Below are 17,352 nucleotides of genomic sequence, written 5' to 3'. Positions count from 1 at the left end.
CCCCGCTGTTAGCAGCCGGAAAATTTAATCGATTCCCCCTATTTCAATGTAGCAGTTTGCACTTATAAAAAATTCAGGAGGACAAAAGGGACTGGGGGAACTCCCTCTGTCGGCATTGGGTTAAAGTTGTCCCCATTTTGATGCTCAATGTGGGGCAGCAGGACAATTTCTGATTTGATATTAATGTTCTTATCCGTTAACAGTTATTTTGATGAAGCTGTAATTTGCTTATCAGTTTTCTCAGCAGGGTAATCTCTCATTCGTTGCCGTTCCTTAATAAGAGTTCCAAGATCATCACCCTTTTGCAGCATATAGTTTGACGCTATTCATCAATAAGTTTTTTTAAAAAACCTAATTTTCCAAAATCTGTGGATTTATTTAATCTCAACTTAACATATTCAATTACATCTTTTTCCTTTTCTACATAATATTTAGGGTTTTCATATCTCATCAGAGGTGGGTAATAATCCTCATTAGACTTATTTTTTAATGAGTATGCATAGATAAATCGTTTAGGTCCTATACCATGATAAAAATCAAATGGTATTAACTCCGTTCTATTTTTAGGATTAATGTCTAATGAATTTGGATACAGCTCCTGATTTTTACTTTTAGGATAAGCTTCAAGATATACCACTCTACTTATCCCTGAATTAATAATTTCTTTAGCACATAGATGACAGGGGAATGTAGTAGAATAAAGGACGGAACCTTTGACAGATACCCCAATTTTAGCTGCATCAATGATTGCCGCTATTTCTGCATGTGTACAAGGATGGAAATCGAGTGTATCTTCTAAAAACTTAATTATATCCTTATACTCATTATTGGTAGCTTCTTTTAGTTGCTTAGTCCAATTTTCTATTTTCTTTTTATATATATTATATCCATCAGTAACTTTTAGTTGATCGCTCAAATTTGTATTTGAGGACTTACTTGGAGCTCTAATTGAAGCGACTGATAATACTTCTCCTTGGGTAGAAATAATTGCAGCACCAACATGGCGATCACCAGGAAAGTTTGATCTTACACTTACCTGGTAGGCAAGGTTCATTCCAAACTCATCTTGCGAAGGATATTCATCATATTCACCTAGTATTTGCTTTATAAACTTTTTTAACTCCAATTTAATATTTACTTTAGGCAAATCGAGATTAAAGTAATAGTGAGACTTATGAAATAATTTCGCTATTTGCTGCCCAGATTTTTTATTCGATTCATTTGTTAAATAAAAATCTTCAAAATCTTTTCTCATAAGATTATGAGTTACATCAGGTAAAACCTCTAAGTTGTAGTTATCTATGATTTCTTCCGTTAGCTTGTTAATTATTTTTTTAAAATTCGCGGTAAATATTTCAGAGTATTTATTTTGTGGATCAATATTTATAGGGGGGAGTTCTGTAATTCGATATATATCTTTTGAGAACTTTATCTTTAATTCCCTATCTCTTTCAATTTCATTCGAAAATAAAGATACTTGTATATAATTCAAACCATAAACATGACTTAATATTTCATACTCGGTCACGTTTTTAATCTGATCAATAATATATACCCTTTTTATTTGTTCCTTTTTGAATAATTTACGATATTTTGAGATATATAAGCACGCCAAGAAAGCAAAAAATCCTTTCGTTACTTGGCTTCTTATATTATTACATAGCTGCATTTTAAGATAATATTTAAATGATTCCGAATTCTTGCAATCGATTTCAAAAGTATCTTTTGTCAAGGATATTTTTTTAACACAGTATCCTTTTCTTTTAAATTCTCTCTCTAACTCTTCAATGAAGTTTTCCCTATTTGTTCCTAACGGGGAGGCGATTCCTACAACGATTTCCATTTCTGACAATTCAAAGACTTCCATTTTGTAACCCTTAATAAAACGCTTCTCGTTTTAAAATTAATTATAGGTAAATTTTTAAAACAAAAACTAATTAGACAACAATGCATGCAATAATATAAAAAGTTACTCCATAAATTTATCAATAATATTAGCCCCATATTTTTGATAATCTCTCCTTCAGATTTAAAAAGCTATAATCCCAAACAATTTCTTACAGAAGTTACATTTGTTGTATGAAATTTCAACATTGCAAAGCAATGTATATTGCGCCCTTAGAAAATTCTTTTCTTCGGGATAATCAATTCATTGAGTTAAATGAACCAAAAAATAAGGAAAAAACTTCATGTGCTATAATTTCATTTAATCAGGGATGGTAAATCATGAAGAGTATCAATTGGCACACATTCAGGTTTGAACTGGAAACAGAAAAAAACTTAGATCACAGAACTCCATTTGAAAAAGATAAATGTAAAGTTGTTCATTCTTATTCTTTTCGCCGGCTTCAAGGTAAAATTCAAATTGTTAGCGGCAAAGATTCTGACTTTCATAGAAATAGATTAACTCATTCCATAGAAGTCGCCTCTATAGCAAAAAGCATTTTTAATAATCTATTATATCGATTACAACAAGATAAGAAAAAAAATCTTGAAGATAAGCTTATTTTCTTAAATTCTCAGAAAAATGAAGATATAGACACTTTACTCGATACAATTGGATTACTTCATGACATTGGACACCCACCATATGGTCATGGAGGAGAGCAAGCACTAAATTATAAAATGAGAAACTATGGAGGATTTGAGGGAAACGCTCAAACTTTAAGACTAATTAATAAAGTAGATTCTTTAAATCTTACTTATAGAACTTTATTGGGAGTATTAAAGTATCCTGCAACCTACAGTGCATTGGTTAATGTAAAAACATATCCTAATCTAGATCGAAGAAGCTCCGATCAAAAAGAGATTACGGAATATCTAATAGATAACTCAAGATGGAATCCTCCAAAGTGTTATTATGATAGTGACAACCCAACAGTCCTGAATCTATTAAGTTATATTACTGACACTGAAAGAATAGAGTTTCAAAGATCTTTTCCAGCCCCAAAACCAGATCATAAAAAAACAAAATATAAAACATTTGATTGCAGTGTTATGAATATTGCTGATGATATTTCTTACAGTATTCATGATTTAGAAGATGCTATTTTCTTTCGACAAATTAGTATGGATGAATTAGTTAATTTCTTTGAAAATCAAAACTTCATTCAAAATTGGAGTAATTATCCAACACTTCTTCTTTCAGATGATTTAAAAGCCAGAAAAAAAGTTATAGGGACATTAATTCACGAAGCAATAATTCATACTTGTATTGAAGAAAATAGTAATTTCAGTGAACCGATATTTAGATATTTTGTAAAGTTTGAAAATGAGACTGTCGAAGCATTTATAAAAAATCTAAAACTACTTGTAAGCAATAATTTAATTAAAACTCAACACGTAAAGTCAATTATTCATGGAGGAAAGGTACTAATTATGCAGCTATTTGATGCAATTGATGTTAATCCTGAAATGTTATTACCGACAGAAGTATTTCAAAAATATAGCAAGCAGACCCAGGAAGCTGACCAAAAAAGGGTTATCGCTGATTATATCAGTGGCATGACGGACAATTATCTCTATAAAATGCATCAAAGAATTTTTGGTGGAAACACTCAAAGTACATTTGACACTATCTAATTGACCGACCAAAATCTACTTGAGTTGAACGAACTATCTTAAGCATCATCTTCCAAATCTTCAATCATTGATTTAAAAGATGAATATTTCTTTCCCCCACACTTTCCAGCTCCTCTATAGCTTCAATGGTTAGATCATTGGGTTTCTCACTATCCTGAGGATTAGGATTAATTTCTGATGATGTTTCATATCAAAATTATACTCCATTTACCCTATAATGAGAGCAACATTAATGATTTTTAGTGGTACAAGTGGAACTAAAAGGGATGCCTTGATATTACTGAGCTATAAGCGTACCACCCTCAAAATCTCCCATGGTACACGTGGGACAAATAACTCATATTTGTTAACTCTAGTTACACTTTCTTTGAATTTGTTTTCAATTGTTGACTTTAATTTTCAAAACACGTAATAATCCATTCGTTGTTTTAAATAGCTTTATGAAAATGGCTATAAAGCTATATGGATTTTTGGATAGAAAGTACCAGTTTACTGGAATTTCAAATTGGATTTATGGAAAAAGCCTCTTTGGCGGCATTTTTATTGCCGATTGAAAATTCTTTTAATGACGAGGTATTACTATGTCTAGAAAAAATGTATCACGCTTACAACTCATCAATGAATTCGAATCAGCTCCCGACTCTACCCTATTTAATCAAAATACCCTTGCTGCAGTTCTAGATTGCTCCGCACAATTACTCGAACGAAACCGTTGGGCTGGCCAGGGTGTGCCTTATATTAAAATTGGTCGGACCGTTCGCTATCGTAAATTAGATATTCTCAATTATCTCCAACATCAATGCACTCATAACTTCCTTCAAAACGCAGTTTAGAGCTTTGGCTTAAGTCTTATTTGAATGAGGGAAGGTGCTGGAACACCTTCCTCTGAATGTTGCTGGAGATAAAAAATGAATACGGATCAAATATATCACGTTGACTTTAGACAGTCTAAACGCATTAAATCCTTTCACTACGCAGGTGGACTATTTCAATTAACCTTCGATGGGGTGATTTTCATCGGTAAAGATAAAGACAATAATGAGCTGCCTCCTCGATGGATTTGCTCTTCTTTGTATGTAGTTGCTAAAACTCGTGATGCTCATAGTGGTGAATGGGGTCGATTGCTAGAATGGGTCGATGATGATGGAGTGAAACATCAATGGGCTATGCCTTTGGCTTTATTACAAGGGGATTCCAGTGATGTAAGGCGAGAGTTGGCACGATTGGGATTGACTATTTCACCCAGTAAAACAGCTCGTGATTTGTTAGCATCTTATATACAAGTATCTCCTGTTGAGGAACGTGCTCGTTGTGTTGATAAACTGGGCTGGTATCAAGATGTATTTGTTACAGCTAATGAAACCATCGGGCAGTCGAGTGACCAAATTGTTTTTCAAAATGCGAATAGTCTCGAACCCGCCCTATCTGATTCGGGTACTGTTGAGGATTGGCAAAATTCCATTGGACAATTAGCTGAAGGTAATTCTCGCTTAATATTTGCTATTTCCACAGCATTTGCCCCAAGCCTAGCTAATCTTGTTGGTGAAGACTCTGGTGGCTTTCATTTCAGAGGAGCCTCTTCTTCTGGCAAAACAACGGCTTTAAAAGTAGCTGCATCTGTTTGGGGTAAGCCAGAGAGTTATATTCGTTTGTGGCGAAGTACCGCGAACGGTTTAGAGGGATTAGCAGCACTTCATAATGATGGTTTATTAATTCTAGATGAGTTGAGCCAGATGGATCCTAAAGAAGCTGGTGAATGTGCCTATCTGCTTGCCAATGGCCAAGGTAAAACACGAGCCTCTCGTTGTGGTACAGCAAGACAATCCATGCGTTGGTCTTTACTCTTTTTATCTGCTGGCGAGGAATCGTTAACATCCTTAATGGCAAAAGCCGGACAACGATGTAATGCGGGTCAGGAAATTCGTTTGGCTGATATTGAAGCGGATGCAGGTGCAGAAATGGGTTTATTTGAGCAGTTACATAACCATATAAACCCAGCCTCCATGTCACTCGCATTAAAAGAAGCTGCCAGTCAATATTATGGGGCTGTTGGTATAGCATGGCTCCATAAAGTTGTGAATCATCGCGCTGAACTGATCCCCCTACTCACCAACAAAATCCAGCAATTTGTAAATAAGGTCACTAAACCCGAACATTCGGGTCAAATTCAACGAGTGGCCAGACGCTTTGCTTTAGTTGCCATGGCTGGTGAATTAGCGACTCATTATGAGCTGACTGGATGGAAACAAGGTACAGCATGTCAAGCAGCAGAAAAGTGCTTTAACACCTGGCTAGAAGACTTTGGAGAGCATGGTAATCGAGAAGATAGAGCCATATTATCGCAAGTTCGTGCGTTCTTTGAAAAAGAAGGAGCAAGTCGTTTTGAAAGCGAAAATCATCCCAACAGTGAGCGCCTTTATAACCGAGCCGGATTTTTTCAAACGGATAAGCAGGGTTATCGTATCTTTATGGTTTTATCAGAAGTCTACAGAAAGGAGATTTGCCAAGGATTTGAGCCTAAAATGGTGAATAAAGTGCTTATTAATGCAGGCTGGATAGTTCCTGGTAATGACGGTAAAGCATCTCAAAAACGAAGAATTAAAGGGGTTGGCATTCCTAGATGTTATGTTTTTACTGAGAAAGTCTGGTCTGACGAGTTTTAATTGTCCCACCCGTTCCACTATCGATTTTGATAGTGGAACGCTTTTACACCAGTATTAATAAGGCTTTCCCACTTGTCCCATTTGTACCACGTAGATAATATCTACCAAAGCGTTTTCATCACTCCCCATTCAGGAATTTTTAAAAATATGACCTTTATTACTTCCACCTTATCAATGAAAATTTCTGAATATATACAACTGTATTAACTTAATTCTTTATATTAATTTGCTGTACATGCTATCTGTAATACCCAAAACCTAGCTTGTCTCCGCAGGACATATCTTTAATAAAAAAATTAAGTTATCTCAACTTCTTAATTAAATGGTCAGTTTGGTCTGGAGAGGGATTTTTTGATATTACCTTGCCAATAACAGCTTGCGTTTCCACTTCTATAAGTTCATCACTCATGTTCCTATGTAGTTCTAAAACACAGTTAGAAAATTTAGTTTTTACAAAATATGTATCAGATTTTCTTATAAAATCTTTATGAGTTAAAATAATTTTATTTTTATTTTCATCCACGGGATCGGTGATTTCAATAGTCTCATCATTCATAATGGAATCTCTTATTGGTGTGATAGGAATATTCAAATGTTTTGCAGATATAGATGTTGAAAGATTTTCAACCAAGCTGGTGGGACATAAAATATTACTTATATTAGATTCATTAACTTTAACACGTCTACGTACCAGTATCTCATATCTAGTATGTTTTTTTTCAAGTGCATCCATTAAAATGCTTAAATCACATGATTTTTCTATATCAGGTTTAATATGAAAGAATCTTCCAGTATTAAATCCATACACAAAAAACTCCCTCGTTGGTAATATTTTCTCTGGCCTTAAAACGAACCCAACTTCCCCATAAAATGATTTCCCGTCAGTTTCAGACCAATCTGTATTGCCAAGAAATACGCAATCTAAAAACCCATTTTTAGCTTCCGATTTTACATCATGAGGCTTAAGAGAATTAACTAAGCTTATATTACTGTGAAAGTGTAATCCAAAAAGCATCGCTTTAGAAAGCAAGTATCCATCGTTTATAATGCTTTGCGCACGCTTCAGAGAACACCAATGATACAAATGATACTTATCTTTGCCAATTAACTTCTTTAAATTTCTACGTAGATAGTAATTAGGAATTGTCATAGCTGACCTTGTGGAGTAATGAGCTCAGATTAGTGCATAGCTTAATGATAGTCTAAAAACTGGAAATCAATTTATTTTACCAATACACACTTAAAAAGAAAAAATGTCAGATATAATTGCGACACATCTGCGACACAAAAACCAAATACATCATAAAATTTTCATAACTCATTGATTTTACTATGCCGCTGCGCAGAATCGAACTGCGGACCTTCTGATTACGAATCAACTGCTCTACCGACTGAGCTACAGCGGCGTATTGAAAAGTATACTTAAGTTAAATGATGATGCAACTGCTTGTGGTTATTAATCAATCTCAGAAGAAAAATAGATAATTAATTTTTTTCACAGAAAAACCAATGATTATAATCTTTTTTATTGATTTAATCTCTCAATAAGCCTCAAACTGAGGTTTTCCCTGTAATAATTTTCATTAATCTAGCAAAAAAAAGTTCAATTAGATAAAAAATGATTTATAATGTCCTGCTGGTTAATTTTTTATATCAGTTTTTTAAAAAAATTAGTATAAATAGGAAAAATTTAGTTTTAAATTATTAAAGATGAATATAACATAGCGTCACCCAAAATTATGGCAACCTGTGAGAAACAAACAGCCCGTGAAAAAGAGTAAGATGGAAACAGATAAACCTGTAAAAGACAGTGGTTATAGTCGAAGATTAAAGGACCGCCATGTGCAACTTATTGCCTTGGGGGGAATTATCGGCTCAGGTTATTTTTTAGGCACAGGTGAAGTAATCAACCTGGTTGGCCCTGCTGTTTTTCTAGCCTATATACTAGGTGGGTTGATCATTTTCCTAACCATGCTTTGCATGGGCGAGCTTGCTGTCGCTATCCCCATTTCGGGCTCTTTTGTAACGTATACCGCTGATTTTATATCTCCATCTGTTGCCTGTGGCGTAGGATGGTCTTATTGGATTAGTTGGGTAGCGTATATCCCCGCGGAATGCGTTGCGGGCGGGATAATCATGGAAATGTTTACGGGAGTAAATGGTTATATATGGGCTGTTTGCTTTGGTTTACTTATTACCTACATTAACCTAGCTAAAGTAGATACATTTGGTGAAATCGAATTTTGGCTGGCTTTGATTAAGATTTTGGCTTTATTAGGCTTTGTAATTTTAGCTATTTTAATTTTCTTTGGTCTAATCCATGGCCCAGAATCCAGTGGAATTATTGGCTCCAGATACATTTTAGACGATGGAGGACTTCTTCCTAATGGAGTAATGTCCCTGTTAACAGCGATGGTTCTTTTGCTGGTAAACTATCAGGGATCTGAAATCATTGGTCTTGCTGCTGGAGAATCTGAAAACCCCGCGCGAATGATTCCCCACGCAATTCGAAATGTAACTTTAAGAATTCTTTTTATCTACATCATTCCCGTATTTTGCCTGGTACTAATTTTCCCATGGCAAAAAGCCGGTTTATCCAATTCTGTATTTGCCGATGCCTTAAACTATTACAATCTTAAATGGGCAGGCGCGGTAACCAGTTTCGTGACCCTAAGCGCTACTTTATCTTGTGCTAACTCAGGATTTTATGGAACGGTTCGTGCACTTAATGCATTAGCACGCGATGGTATGGCGCCACACACTTTTTCCAAATTCAATAGCAACTCGGTACCTCAAAATGCAATCATTGCAACCTTGATTACCATCTGGATTCTTTTAGGGGTGGGTTACTTTTTCGGACAAACCCAACTTTATATCGCCCTGCTTCTAGTATCTGGATTTACTGGAACCCTGGCTTGGATATCCTTATGTACATCACAAATTCGTTTTAGAAGCAGATTATATCAAGCTGGATATACAACAGCCAATCTTCGCTATGTTACGCCTTATTCTCCTTATACAGGAATCCTTGCAATCGTACTTATGTGTTTTGCCTTGTTTTTCCTGGTGCTGAATAAAGATCCTACCTATAAACTTGCTTTTTATATAGGGATGGTTAGCTTTATTGTGCCTATAATTGTCTATAAGCTTTTTGATTTATCGAAGAAAAGGAAAAAAGCATTACATCTGAAATCTCGAGTTAAGTTTCAGGACCTTTTCCCCCCAGTTTAATATGTGAAGTTTATGTAGCTTAGTGAACGCTGCAGCGAAACACAGGATTCCCGCTACGTGCCGAACACAGTACTGGATCCCGCGGACAAGCCGCAGGACGTAGTATGACTATGACCTTTGGTATTGTAGCTTAGGCAACGAGCAGAATTCGATTTCTTTTAAAATCCGGCTACTCTGCACCCAGGCTACGCGTTACAGTCTATTTAATGCAATTTTTGTCCATTAGGGACTTTAGGATCGGTAGTTATTAGACTTATGGCTCCATTCTCATCAGAGAATCCAACCAGCAAAAATTGAGAAGTAAAACCCGCGATATTTTTTTCACCCAAATTGACACATCCTACTACGGAACGTCCTATTAAACTTTCAGGAGTATAATGCACAGTAATTTGAGCAGAGGTTTGTAAGATGCCTAAATCATTACCAAAATCCACCCAAACTTTATATGCAGGTTTCTTAGTGCGAGGAAATTCTTCAACCTTAACAACAGTGCCCGAACGTAATTCAACTTTAGCAAAATCATCGTAAGAAATAATCATTTTAAAACCTCTTTTCAATAAAACACAGCAACAGTAGATTAGACTACTGGTATCACGCTGGTCGTATTTAATTCAGGCACCAAACTCTTCAATAGAATAAATAACTCATCAGCCTGATTTTCTTCACATGCTGTATTTAATAAACGCATTGTTTGGATTAATTCGTCCCAGTTAAGCTCACGGACTTTTGCCTTGAATAATTTTTCATGCTCTGTTGAAGCCAATTGCTCCGACTCATGGAACAACTCTTCAAATAATTTCTCTCCTGGGCGTAATCCGGTGTATTCAATCATTATATCTTTCCCGGGTTCTTTCCCAGCCAGACGAATCATTTGTTCAGCCAAATAGCTGATTTTAACAGGTTCACCCATATCCAAAACAAAAATTTCTCCGCCTTTTCCATTAACCATGGCTTGCAAAATTAACTGGGATGCTTCAGGTATCGTCATAAAATACCGTTGCATATCAGGATGAGTCACCTTGATTGGGCCCCCGCTTTGTAATTGTTTTTGAAATAACGGAACAACGCTTCCTGCCGAACCTAAAACATTTCCAAAACGAACCGTAATGAATTGTGTTCTAGATCTTCCATTCAAATTCTGACAATAAATCTCAGCAACCCGTTTGGTAGTTCCCATTATATTGGTCGGATTTACGGCTTTATCAGTAGAAATTAAAATAAATTTTTCAACATTAACCGCGACACTAGCCTTTGCAACAATCTGAGTGCCCAGTACGTTGTTCATCACAGCAACACGTATTTGATTTTGCAAAAGAGGGACATGCTTATACGCTGCAGCATGAAATACTATTTCAGGTAAGAAATTCGTAAATAAATGATTAATTGCTACTTCATCAGTAACACTGATCAACTTAAGCTCTAAAGGAATATTTGGAAAATTTTGCTTCAGTTCGAGCTCTATTTGATACAAATTAAATTCACTGTTTTCAACTATAGCCAAACTCTTGGGTTTAAGGGCTAAAATTTGACGGCATAGCTCAGATCCGATTGAGCCTCCCCCACCCGTAACCAATACTCTTTTGCCTGCAAGACCTGCCGATAGTCGGTCCCATTGTAAATTAACCTGATCTCGGCCTAACAAATCTTCTATATTGACAGGTCTTAATGCATTTACCTCGACTCTTCCTGAAGCTAAAGCATTAAGGCTAGGAAGTGTGCTGAAAGGCGTTTGGCTTTCCTCACAACAGGTTACAATTCGTCGCATTACTGAAGAACTTGCTGAAGGAATCGCGATAAAAATCAAATCAATCTTATACTTATGAACACGTTCAGTAATTTGGCTGGAGGTTCCGAGAACTGGGATCCCATGAACTTCTAAGCCACGTTTTGCTAAATTATCATCAATAAAACCTACAGGCTTATATCGATTGGAACGTTTTAAATCACGAGCAAGTCCCTCGCCAGCCATACCTGCACCAATAATAAGCACACGTTTAATTTCAGTTGATTTATTGCCTCTGGATCGCTTATCCCAATAAATCCTCCTCAACAACCTGAAGCTGCAAAGAATAGTAGTTAAGATCATGCAATATAATGGAAATACAGAACGAGGAAGTTCATGCAGCATTGAAGTGACATATAAAACGGAAATTCCCAACACTGTAGTAGTCAGGGTGGCTTTTACAATTCGAACTACATCGTTTAATGAAAAAAAGCGCCACAATCCACGGTATGTCTTGAAATAAAAATAGCAAAATACTTGAATCACTGTTAGCAAACCCAATGCCATAATGGAATGCGACGAAATCAATATTTTAGGAAAGGGTTGCATGTTATAACGCAACCAATGCGCTGTATACCACGCAGCAGGAATAGCAAAAATGTCACACAGAAAAACGGGGGTTTTTTTATGTATTTTTTGCAACAACACTGACATTTTATGTCTCATACAAAGCTCATCCTTTACTCATTTTTATTATCTTATTATCGTGAGATAGTACACTATGTTGAATAGTATCTCACCAAAAAATCACTACAACCATGGTAAACCCTAATCTAAATTTATCTCTTCTGGTGAAGAAATAGAGGAGCTTTCATATATTTCATAGCGATAAATCGCGTCAGGGCTAATACTTACATAAGTTTTACTTAATTTGTAATTAAAATATTTGCTCAACTCAGTTTTTAAACAAACATCACTCGGTGTATATATTACTTCGTCTTGTTTAATAAGCGAAGTTAAAATGATAATTGCTGGCTTTTTGCGCAAAACTTCCTTACAAAATTGCTCATACCGGTGTTTTGCAGGATAATGGGCCATCGCCAAATTATTTAAACAGTATGAATCAATATAGTTCAGGTTGCTAGCATAAGGAATTAACCCGCTGTCCGCTAAAACAACCCAATCTCCAGCCGAAGCATGACGGTTTAACCAATCGACTACCTTGCCGCGCAATTGTTCGCCTTTAACCGGATTTTGACTAAAATAATGATAATCTGTCAAACGCATTGCTGGAATAAAAAGAAACAAAATTACAAAGAAACTTGAATAAAACAACACTGCAAAAATAAAGTCTATTTTTTTCCTAAAAAAGTGCACTATCACACGAGTACTTTGTACGAGCAGCGGAAGAAATAAAGCAAAAGCAGGCAAAAAAAGTCGATTATCAAAAGCTACAACGGGATCTGAATCGATTAACATGATTAGGTAGATAAGACTGGGTAACCATAAAAAATAATGTCGTTTATCTTTGGACTTAACACAGGCAGGTACAGCTAAAAATGCTAAAGGCCAAATTAATTTAAGGTAATGGGCATCCAAAGAAAAAGTAAGCTCCCCAGATATTCCTTTGCAATAAACCGAATTAGGAAAAAAATACCCAAAATAGATGAGACGCCAAAAAAAATAAGGCCCATAGAACAGCACTAAGGAACACAAAAAAAGAATAACTCCATGCCAATAGCGTTGTATTTCTTTTATAGGCCTATCCCAACAAATCAAAATAAAAAAGAGAATCATTAACGCAGGAGCTTCTGGTCTTGTCATTCCCGCTAAAGCAAGAAAAATCCCAGCACCTACGAAATAAGAATTCACAGCTCCTTGACGTGAATCAGGAAAAAGATTGTACCCCATGCCTCTAAAGCAACAATATACAGCGCCACATACAAGTGATTCGTATACAGTGGTTTCCAAGCCACTAGTTGCCCATATAATTTGTCCTTTATAAAATAATAATGCGAGACAAGGAAGAAGTGATTCGCGTCTGGTAAACCAAAATCGGCTAATTAAATAAACGAAGTAACATGTAAAAAACAGCCCTACTAATCCAGCCATTTTTAAGACAATGACTGGGTTACCTTTTAATAGAATGGTTAAAGCAGCCAGTGCGACAAAGCTAAAATTGGAATATCCTTCCACAGGAGGAGCATGCACATTCCAAACGATACCCATTCCAGCCGCCCAATGTTTCGCATATCGCAAGGAGATGTACATATCATCGATAGTAAATGGCCAAATCGCTTGTATCTGAAGAACAAATAAATAAAAAAACAATAAAATCAGGATGCTGTCATACCAACGCACCCCAACTTTCATTGAGCTAAAGCCATAAAGGTCAAAATCACAAAACACCAAAGATTAATTCGTGACAATTGATCACTCAAAAAAACAATAACCGGATCATCGTTTTCAATATTTTGCCGTGCTAGCCAGGCAAAACGCCACAATGCAATTGCTGCGAAAGGTACAGTTAATATAAAATAAAACGATTCATCTCGAACATAAACAATGTAAAAAAGGTAAGTAATGAAACTGGCAAGACCTATGGATACAATCAGCCAATGAAGTAGCAAAGGATTATATTTCTTCAATACCTTACGTGTCGCATGCTTTAAGCCTAATTGCATTTCCATTTGTCGTTTGTTCAAAGCGATAAAAAGACTCAGCAAAGTTACTGCAATAATTAACCAGGCGGAAATGGGTAAGCCAATTCCCAAAGTACCCGCTAACACACGCAGCATAAATCCTGCAGCGATACAAAGTACATCGATGATGGGAATCAGTTTGAAAAGATGGTTATAAGCAATATTAATTACTAAATAAATACAGAGAATAATCGCCAGTTTCTTAGAGATCAACCATCCCAAAGTAAGCCCCGTAAGCAGCAATAAAAACAACATAAAAATCGCTTCGGCTAGAGAAACTTTTCCACTCGCCAGCGGCCTATGTCGTTTGTGAGGATGCAAACTGTCTTCAATTCGGTCTTCAATATCGTTATAAATATAAACCGCGCTTGAAATAAGGCAAAAAGCCAAAGATGCAAGTAAAGCAGGTATAAAATATCCAGGAATGGGTGTGTAACAAAAACCCAGCATCACAAAGACTGCTTTGGCCCAGTGGGACACACGAAGAAGCAGAAATAAATGTTTCAGCCTTTCCATGAAACTCACTTTTTTCATATCATTTATCAATTCAATCACCTTCTCTGTTCCTGTAAAAATACAGTCTGGGAGAAGTAAGCAGGACTCCGAATATATCCTTCATCTGCTCGTTGCTTGGATTATGCTTCGCATCGCCCAAGTACCCTACTTGCACCCACAACGTACAATAAACCTCTTTGAAACTCTATTACAGAGAAACAATTGCTTCGTCGATGCGGTGCTCGTATCCTCATGTACTGGCGTGCACACTCTGGCTCTGCGCTCCGCGTCTCCCCGCACTTCTCTCATTATAGTGAGTTTCCTAATAACTCTTTGTCATTAAGCTAAAAGTATCATAATCCTGAAAAAATGCATCATTTCAACATGTTAATTACTAAATAAAATAAAAACGTTCAATATATTGAAGCAATTTAGTAAAAAATAATCAAATAACATTGCATTTATACAATTACGAAGTAAGATAAAATATGCAAAAGGAATTACACGTGTATCACACAAAAAAATATGCCAATGGAAGGGGGATATCATGCACTTTATTCTTGCGCCAGGATGTATCGCAAAATTTGACAATTTACGTAAAGATTATGAAGCAGAAAAGAAAATTGATTTGAGCGAAAAACCGTCAATGATAGGTACACCGATTTTTTTTGGAGGAACTGATGTAGCCAGTAGGGAAAAGCAAATTTCATTCCTTGAAAAAGTAAGGGCAATACTTAAAGTACATTTGGTTAACGAAGAAGACATCAAAACTCCAGCTCAACGTCAAGCCAAGATGATCGCATCTCGATTTATGCTCGCTGCATGCTTGTACGTGCAATCACAAATTAGAAGTTCAAAACGAAACTCCACACTTTATCGCTTAACAGAAGACTATTTTGGAATTACTGTTATTAATTATCTGGATGATGAAGATAAAGAAGCCTGTTACTTGACGGCAGATCGACTCGTTAAAACACCACATGCTCTTGAACATGCTAATATAGTCCTGGAAAAAGATGGGCTCAAGCCTTTTACAGAGAAAGAATGGAAAGAATTCACAGATTTTTTAAAAGAAATGACTCGTGCCAAAGAACCACCTAAAGATCAATACACAAATTTCCCTGTAATTTCAATCACCCAACCCTTCTTCGGCACCGCTTTGGCATATGCAGGAGCTACTGTAGGTGTCGTAGTGGCGGAGGGAATAACCAATTCGACCACCGCAATCTCTCCCCGCGTTCAATTAACAGCACTGGTTGGAAGTACTTTATTAGTTTTTAGTCCCGCCGGACCAACCGGAGTTGCTCTCTTGGCACCAGTGATTGCGACAAAACTTCTCACTTCTTTTTGTACTATCAGCTTAGCCCATATTATGAGCACAGCGGGAGGATATCTGGGACAAGGCATCGGGATAGGGGTAGGCCTTCCCTTTGACGCCGCATATAATTTACTTTGGTCTATTTGTTCTCTAATAAGTCGTTATTACAGTAAACCATCACAACTTGCCGCAATTGATGGGATACGAATTGTTGATGGAGCTACAATAGTTTCGGGTATCCCCATTCAGTTAGTCCCGGAGAATGCATTACCCCAAGGGTATACCAAAAAAATTCTTGAAATAACTGAATCAGGTGAAATTCGTATTGAAGGAGAAGAAATAAAAGATTCTGAAAAACCGGTACAGATTCCCCCTGAAGTGATTGAGGAATTAAAGAAACAATTAGCTGCTCGTGCTAAAACACAGGATTCAACCGAAATACAACAAGAGCCAGAGAAAAAAGAAGAAACTCAGAAAAATGATGATGAAGTAGCCTCGGAATCATCATTTTCACTGGTATAAGTAAAAGCTGGGCTGCCTACTCAGGATTACACTCTGACTCAAAATTGAATGCATGCATTTATTGGTAATTGCCACGAGTAGTTTGGGTACTGCCCAGTCGTTTGATCACTCCCGTCCTACGCCCCGCGGACAAGCCAGGGACGTTGAAGTAGAGATGCCGCATCCAGATTACAGAGCAGGCTACTTATTAAGGACGACTATCAACTTCTTTGCGCTGGCTAGGCATAAAGTCTTTTTTATCAAGTCCCATTGCTACAGCTAAAGCCCCAGCAACATAAATTGAAGAATAAGTACCGATTACAATACCAATGATCAACGCCAGAGAAAATCCGCGTATGGCTTCGCCTCCATAGATAAAAAGCGCAACTACTACAAAAAGTGTGAGCACAGAAGTCATGATGGTACGTGATAATGTTTGGTTAATCGAAATATTCATAATTTCGATAGGACTCGAACGACGAACCTTAATAAAATTCTCGCGTACCCTATCAAATACCACGATGGTATCATTTAGAGAATAACCAATAACTGCCAACAAACCTGCAAGTGCTTTCAAATCAAATTCAATGCCGAAAAAAGCAAAAATGCCCAATATCAATACAGGGTCATGGATCAGGGCGACAGCAGAACTCACTGCAAGCCGGTACTCAAAACGCATGGCAATATAAATCATTGTCGCTAACAAAGAAACGAGAACAGCCAAGGCTCCTTTGGTTGCTAATTCTTGCCCTACTTGCGGCCCAACAAAATCAACTCTTTGCTTAACAGCCCCTGGTAGAGCACTCATAACTTGATCAACCAGACGAGCTTGCTCTTTATCTTCTCTGGGAGCGATACTAATTAATACATCCTTAGAAGTACCGTAACTCACAACCTGAGCTTCTTTAAACCCTGCCTTATTCAGACTTTCCCTTATCGAAGGTAAATCTGCAGCAGAAACATAAGAAACTTCAATTTGAGTTCCACCAGTAAAATCAAGCCCCCACTTCAAGCCATGAATCATTAAAGCGCCTATAGAAAGCACAAAAATTAATATGGAGAACGTCGCCGTCCAGCGGCGAGCCCCCATAAAGTCCACATTTGAATTTGGATTAAAAAATTCCATCTGAGCCTCGC

General features: G+C 36.7%; 12 protein-coding genes and 1 tRNA gene. 5 read left to right on the top strand and 8 right to left on the bottom strand.

The features are described 5' to 3' along the window. Positions 1-322: 322 nt before the first annotated feature. Positions 323-1,867 (bottom strand): deaminase, encoded by a 1,545-nt coding sequence (locus LXO92_RS08080; RefSeq protein WP_232890747.1) that lies wholly within the window; start codon positions 1,865-1,867, stop codon positions 323-325. A gap of 359 nt (positions 1,868-2,226) precedes the next feature. Here LXO92_RS08080 and LXO92_RS08075 point away from each other — a divergent pair, with 359 nt between their 5' ends. The 3 genes from LXO92_RS08075 (at position 2,227) to LXO92_RS08065 (ending at position 6,245) form a co-directional block, all read left to right on the top strand. Further along, positions 2,227-3,582: an anti-phage deoxyguanosine triphosphatase gene (locus LXO92_RS08075; RefSeq protein ID WP_232890746.1), complete on the top strand. Its 1,356-nt coding sequence runs from the start codon at positions 2,227-2,229 to the stop codon at positions 3,580-3,582. Between the two features lie 581 nt (positions 3,583-4,163). Then, entirely contained in the window at positions 4,164-4,415 is a 252-nt protein-coding gene (locus tag LXO92_RS08070) for a DNA-binding protein (protein WP_232890745.1), read from the top strand. Positions 4,416-4,490: 75 nt separating this feature from the next. Beyond that, positions 4,491-6,245: a DUF927 domain-containing protein gene (locus LXO92_RS08065; RefSeq protein ID WP_232890744.1), complete on the top strand. Its 1,755-nt coding sequence runs from the start codon at positions 4,491-4,493 to the stop codon at positions 6,243-6,245. A gap of 301 nt (positions 6,246-6,546) precedes the next feature. On the opposite strand, the gene LXO92_RS08060 is transcribed toward LXO92_RS08065, so the two are convergent. Together LXO92_RS08060 and LXO92_RS08055 are read right to left on the bottom strand one after the other, a co-directional pair. After that, positions 6,547-7,395 carry a hypothetical protein gene (locus tag LXO92_RS08060; RefSeq protein ID WP_232890743.1) on the bottom strand — a complete coding sequence of 283 codons (849 nt, stop codon included), beginning with the start codon at positions 7,393-7,395 and terminating at the stop codon, positions 6,547-6,549. Positions 7,396-7,578: 183 nt separating this feature from the next. After that, positions 7,579-7,651 (bottom strand) — tRNA-Thr (locus LXO92_RS08055). Between the two features lie 376 nt (positions 7,652-8,027). Here LXO92_RS08055 and LXO92_RS08050 point away from each other — a divergent pair. Next, the gene (locus LXO92_RS08050) at positions 8,028-9,476 is read left to right on the top strand and encodes an amino acid permease (protein ID WP_182352147.1); all 1,449 of its coding nucleotides are present in this window, start codon (positions 8,028-8,030) and stop codon (positions 9,474-9,476) included. A 203-nt stretch (positions 9,477-9,679) separates the two neighbouring features. On the opposite strand, the gene LXO92_RS08045 is transcribed toward LXO92_RS08050, so the two are convergent. The 4 genes from LXO92_RS08045 to LXO92_RS08030 form a co-directional block, all read right to left on the bottom strand. Further along, on the bottom strand, positions 9,680-10,015 hold the full coding sequence (locus tag LXO92_RS08045; protein WP_182352146.1) for a tRNA-binding protein: 336 nt from the start codon (positions 10,013-10,015) through the stop codon (positions 9,680-9,682). A 38-nt stretch (positions 10,016-10,053) separates the two neighbouring features. Beyond that, positions 10,054-11,925 (bottom strand): polysaccharide biosynthesis protein, encoded by a 1,872-nt coding sequence (locus tag LXO92_RS08040; protein WP_182352145.1) that lies wholly within the window; start codon positions 11,923-11,925, stop codon positions 10,054-10,056. A 102-nt stretch (positions 11,926-12,027) separates the two neighbouring features. Next, complete coding sequence (locus LXO92_RS08035) at positions 12,028-13,572, bottom strand: ArnT family glycosyltransferase (protein WP_182352144.1); 1,545 nt, start codon at positions 13,570-13,572, stop codon at positions 12,028-12,030. After that, positions 13,569-14,456, bottom strand: a complete 888-nt coding sequence (locus tag LXO92_RS08030; protein WP_182352143.1) for a decaprenyl-phosphate phosphoribosyltransferase — start codon at positions 14,454-14,456, stop codon at positions 13,569-13,571. Before LXO92_RS08030 ends, LXO92_RS08035 begins: the two co-directional genes overlap by 4 nt. A gap of 487 nt (positions 14,457-14,943) precedes the next feature. Between LXO92_RS08030 and LXO92_RS08025 the strand changes: the two genes are divergently transcribed. After that, positions 14,944-16,236: a hypothetical protein gene (locus LXO92_RS08025; protein WP_182352142.1), complete on the top strand. Its 1,293-nt coding sequence runs from the start codon at positions 14,944-14,946 to the stop codon at positions 16,234-16,236. A gap of 187 nt (positions 16,237-16,423) precedes the next feature. On the opposite strand, the gene secF is transcribed toward LXO92_RS08025, so the two are convergent. Further along, the gene (gene secF / locus LXO92_RS08020; protein ID WP_182352141.1) at positions 16,424-17,341 is read right to left on the bottom strand and encodes a protein translocase subunit SecF; all 918 of its coding nucleotides are present in this window, start codon (positions 17,339-17,341) and stop codon (positions 16,424-16,426) included. Positions 17,342-17,352: the final 11 nt, after the last annotated feature.

The organism is Legionella resiliens, from assembly GCF_021344005.1.
Lineage (GTDB): Bacteria > Pseudomonadota > Gammaproteobacteria > Legionellales > Legionellaceae > Legionella > Legionella resiliens.
The sequence above is the reverse complement of the archived record's forward strand: the minus strand, read 5'-3'. Positions and strand labels throughout refer to the sequence as shown.

Excerpts from the sequence above, each read along its gene's own strand:
- secF (WP_182352141.1), bottom strand. The coding sequence starts at position 17,341 with ATGGAATTTTTTAATCCAAATTCAAATGTGGACTTTATGGGGGCTCGC.
- LXO92_RS08045 (WP_182352146.1), bottom strand. The coding sequence starts at position 10,015 with ATGATTATTTCTTACGATGATTTTGCTAAAGTTGAATTACGTTCGGGC.
- LXO92_RS08040 (WP_182352145.1), bottom strand. The coding sequence starts at position 11,925 with ATGAGACATAAAATGTCAGTGTTGTTGCAAAAAATACATAAAAAAACC.
- LXO92_RS08060 (WP_232890743.1), bottom strand. The coding sequence starts at position 7,395 with ATGACAATTCCTAATTACTATCTACGTAGAAATTTAAAGAAGTTAATT.
- LXO92_RS08035 (WP_182352144.1), bottom strand. The coding sequence starts at position 13,572 with ATGAAAGTTGGGGTGCGTTGGTATGACAGCATCCTGATTTTATTGTTT.
- LXO92_RS08080 (WP_232890747.1), bottom strand. The coding sequence starts at position 1,867 with ATGGAAGTCTTTGAATTGTCAGAAATGGAAATCGTTGTAGGAATCGCC.
- LXO92_RS08050 (WP_182352147.1), top strand. The coding sequence starts at position 8,028 with ATGGAAACAGATAAACCTGTAAAAGACAGTGGTTATAGTCGAAGATTA.
- LXO92_RS08025 (WP_182352142.1), top strand. The coding sequence starts at position 14,944 with ATGCACTTTATTCTTGCGCCAGGATGTATCGCAAAATTTGACAATTTA.
- LXO92_RS08070 (WP_232890745.1), top strand. The coding sequence starts at position 4,164 with ATGTCTAGAAAAAATGTATCACGCTTACAACTCATCAATGAATTCGAA.
- LXO92_RS08075 (WP_232890746.1), top strand. The coding sequence starts at position 2,227 with ATGAAGAGTATCAATTGGCACACATTCAGGTTTGAACTGGAAACAGAA.
- LXO92_RS08065 (WP_232890744.1), top strand. The coding sequence starts at position 4,491 with ATGAATACGGATCAAATATATCACGTTGACTTTAGACAGTCTAAACGC.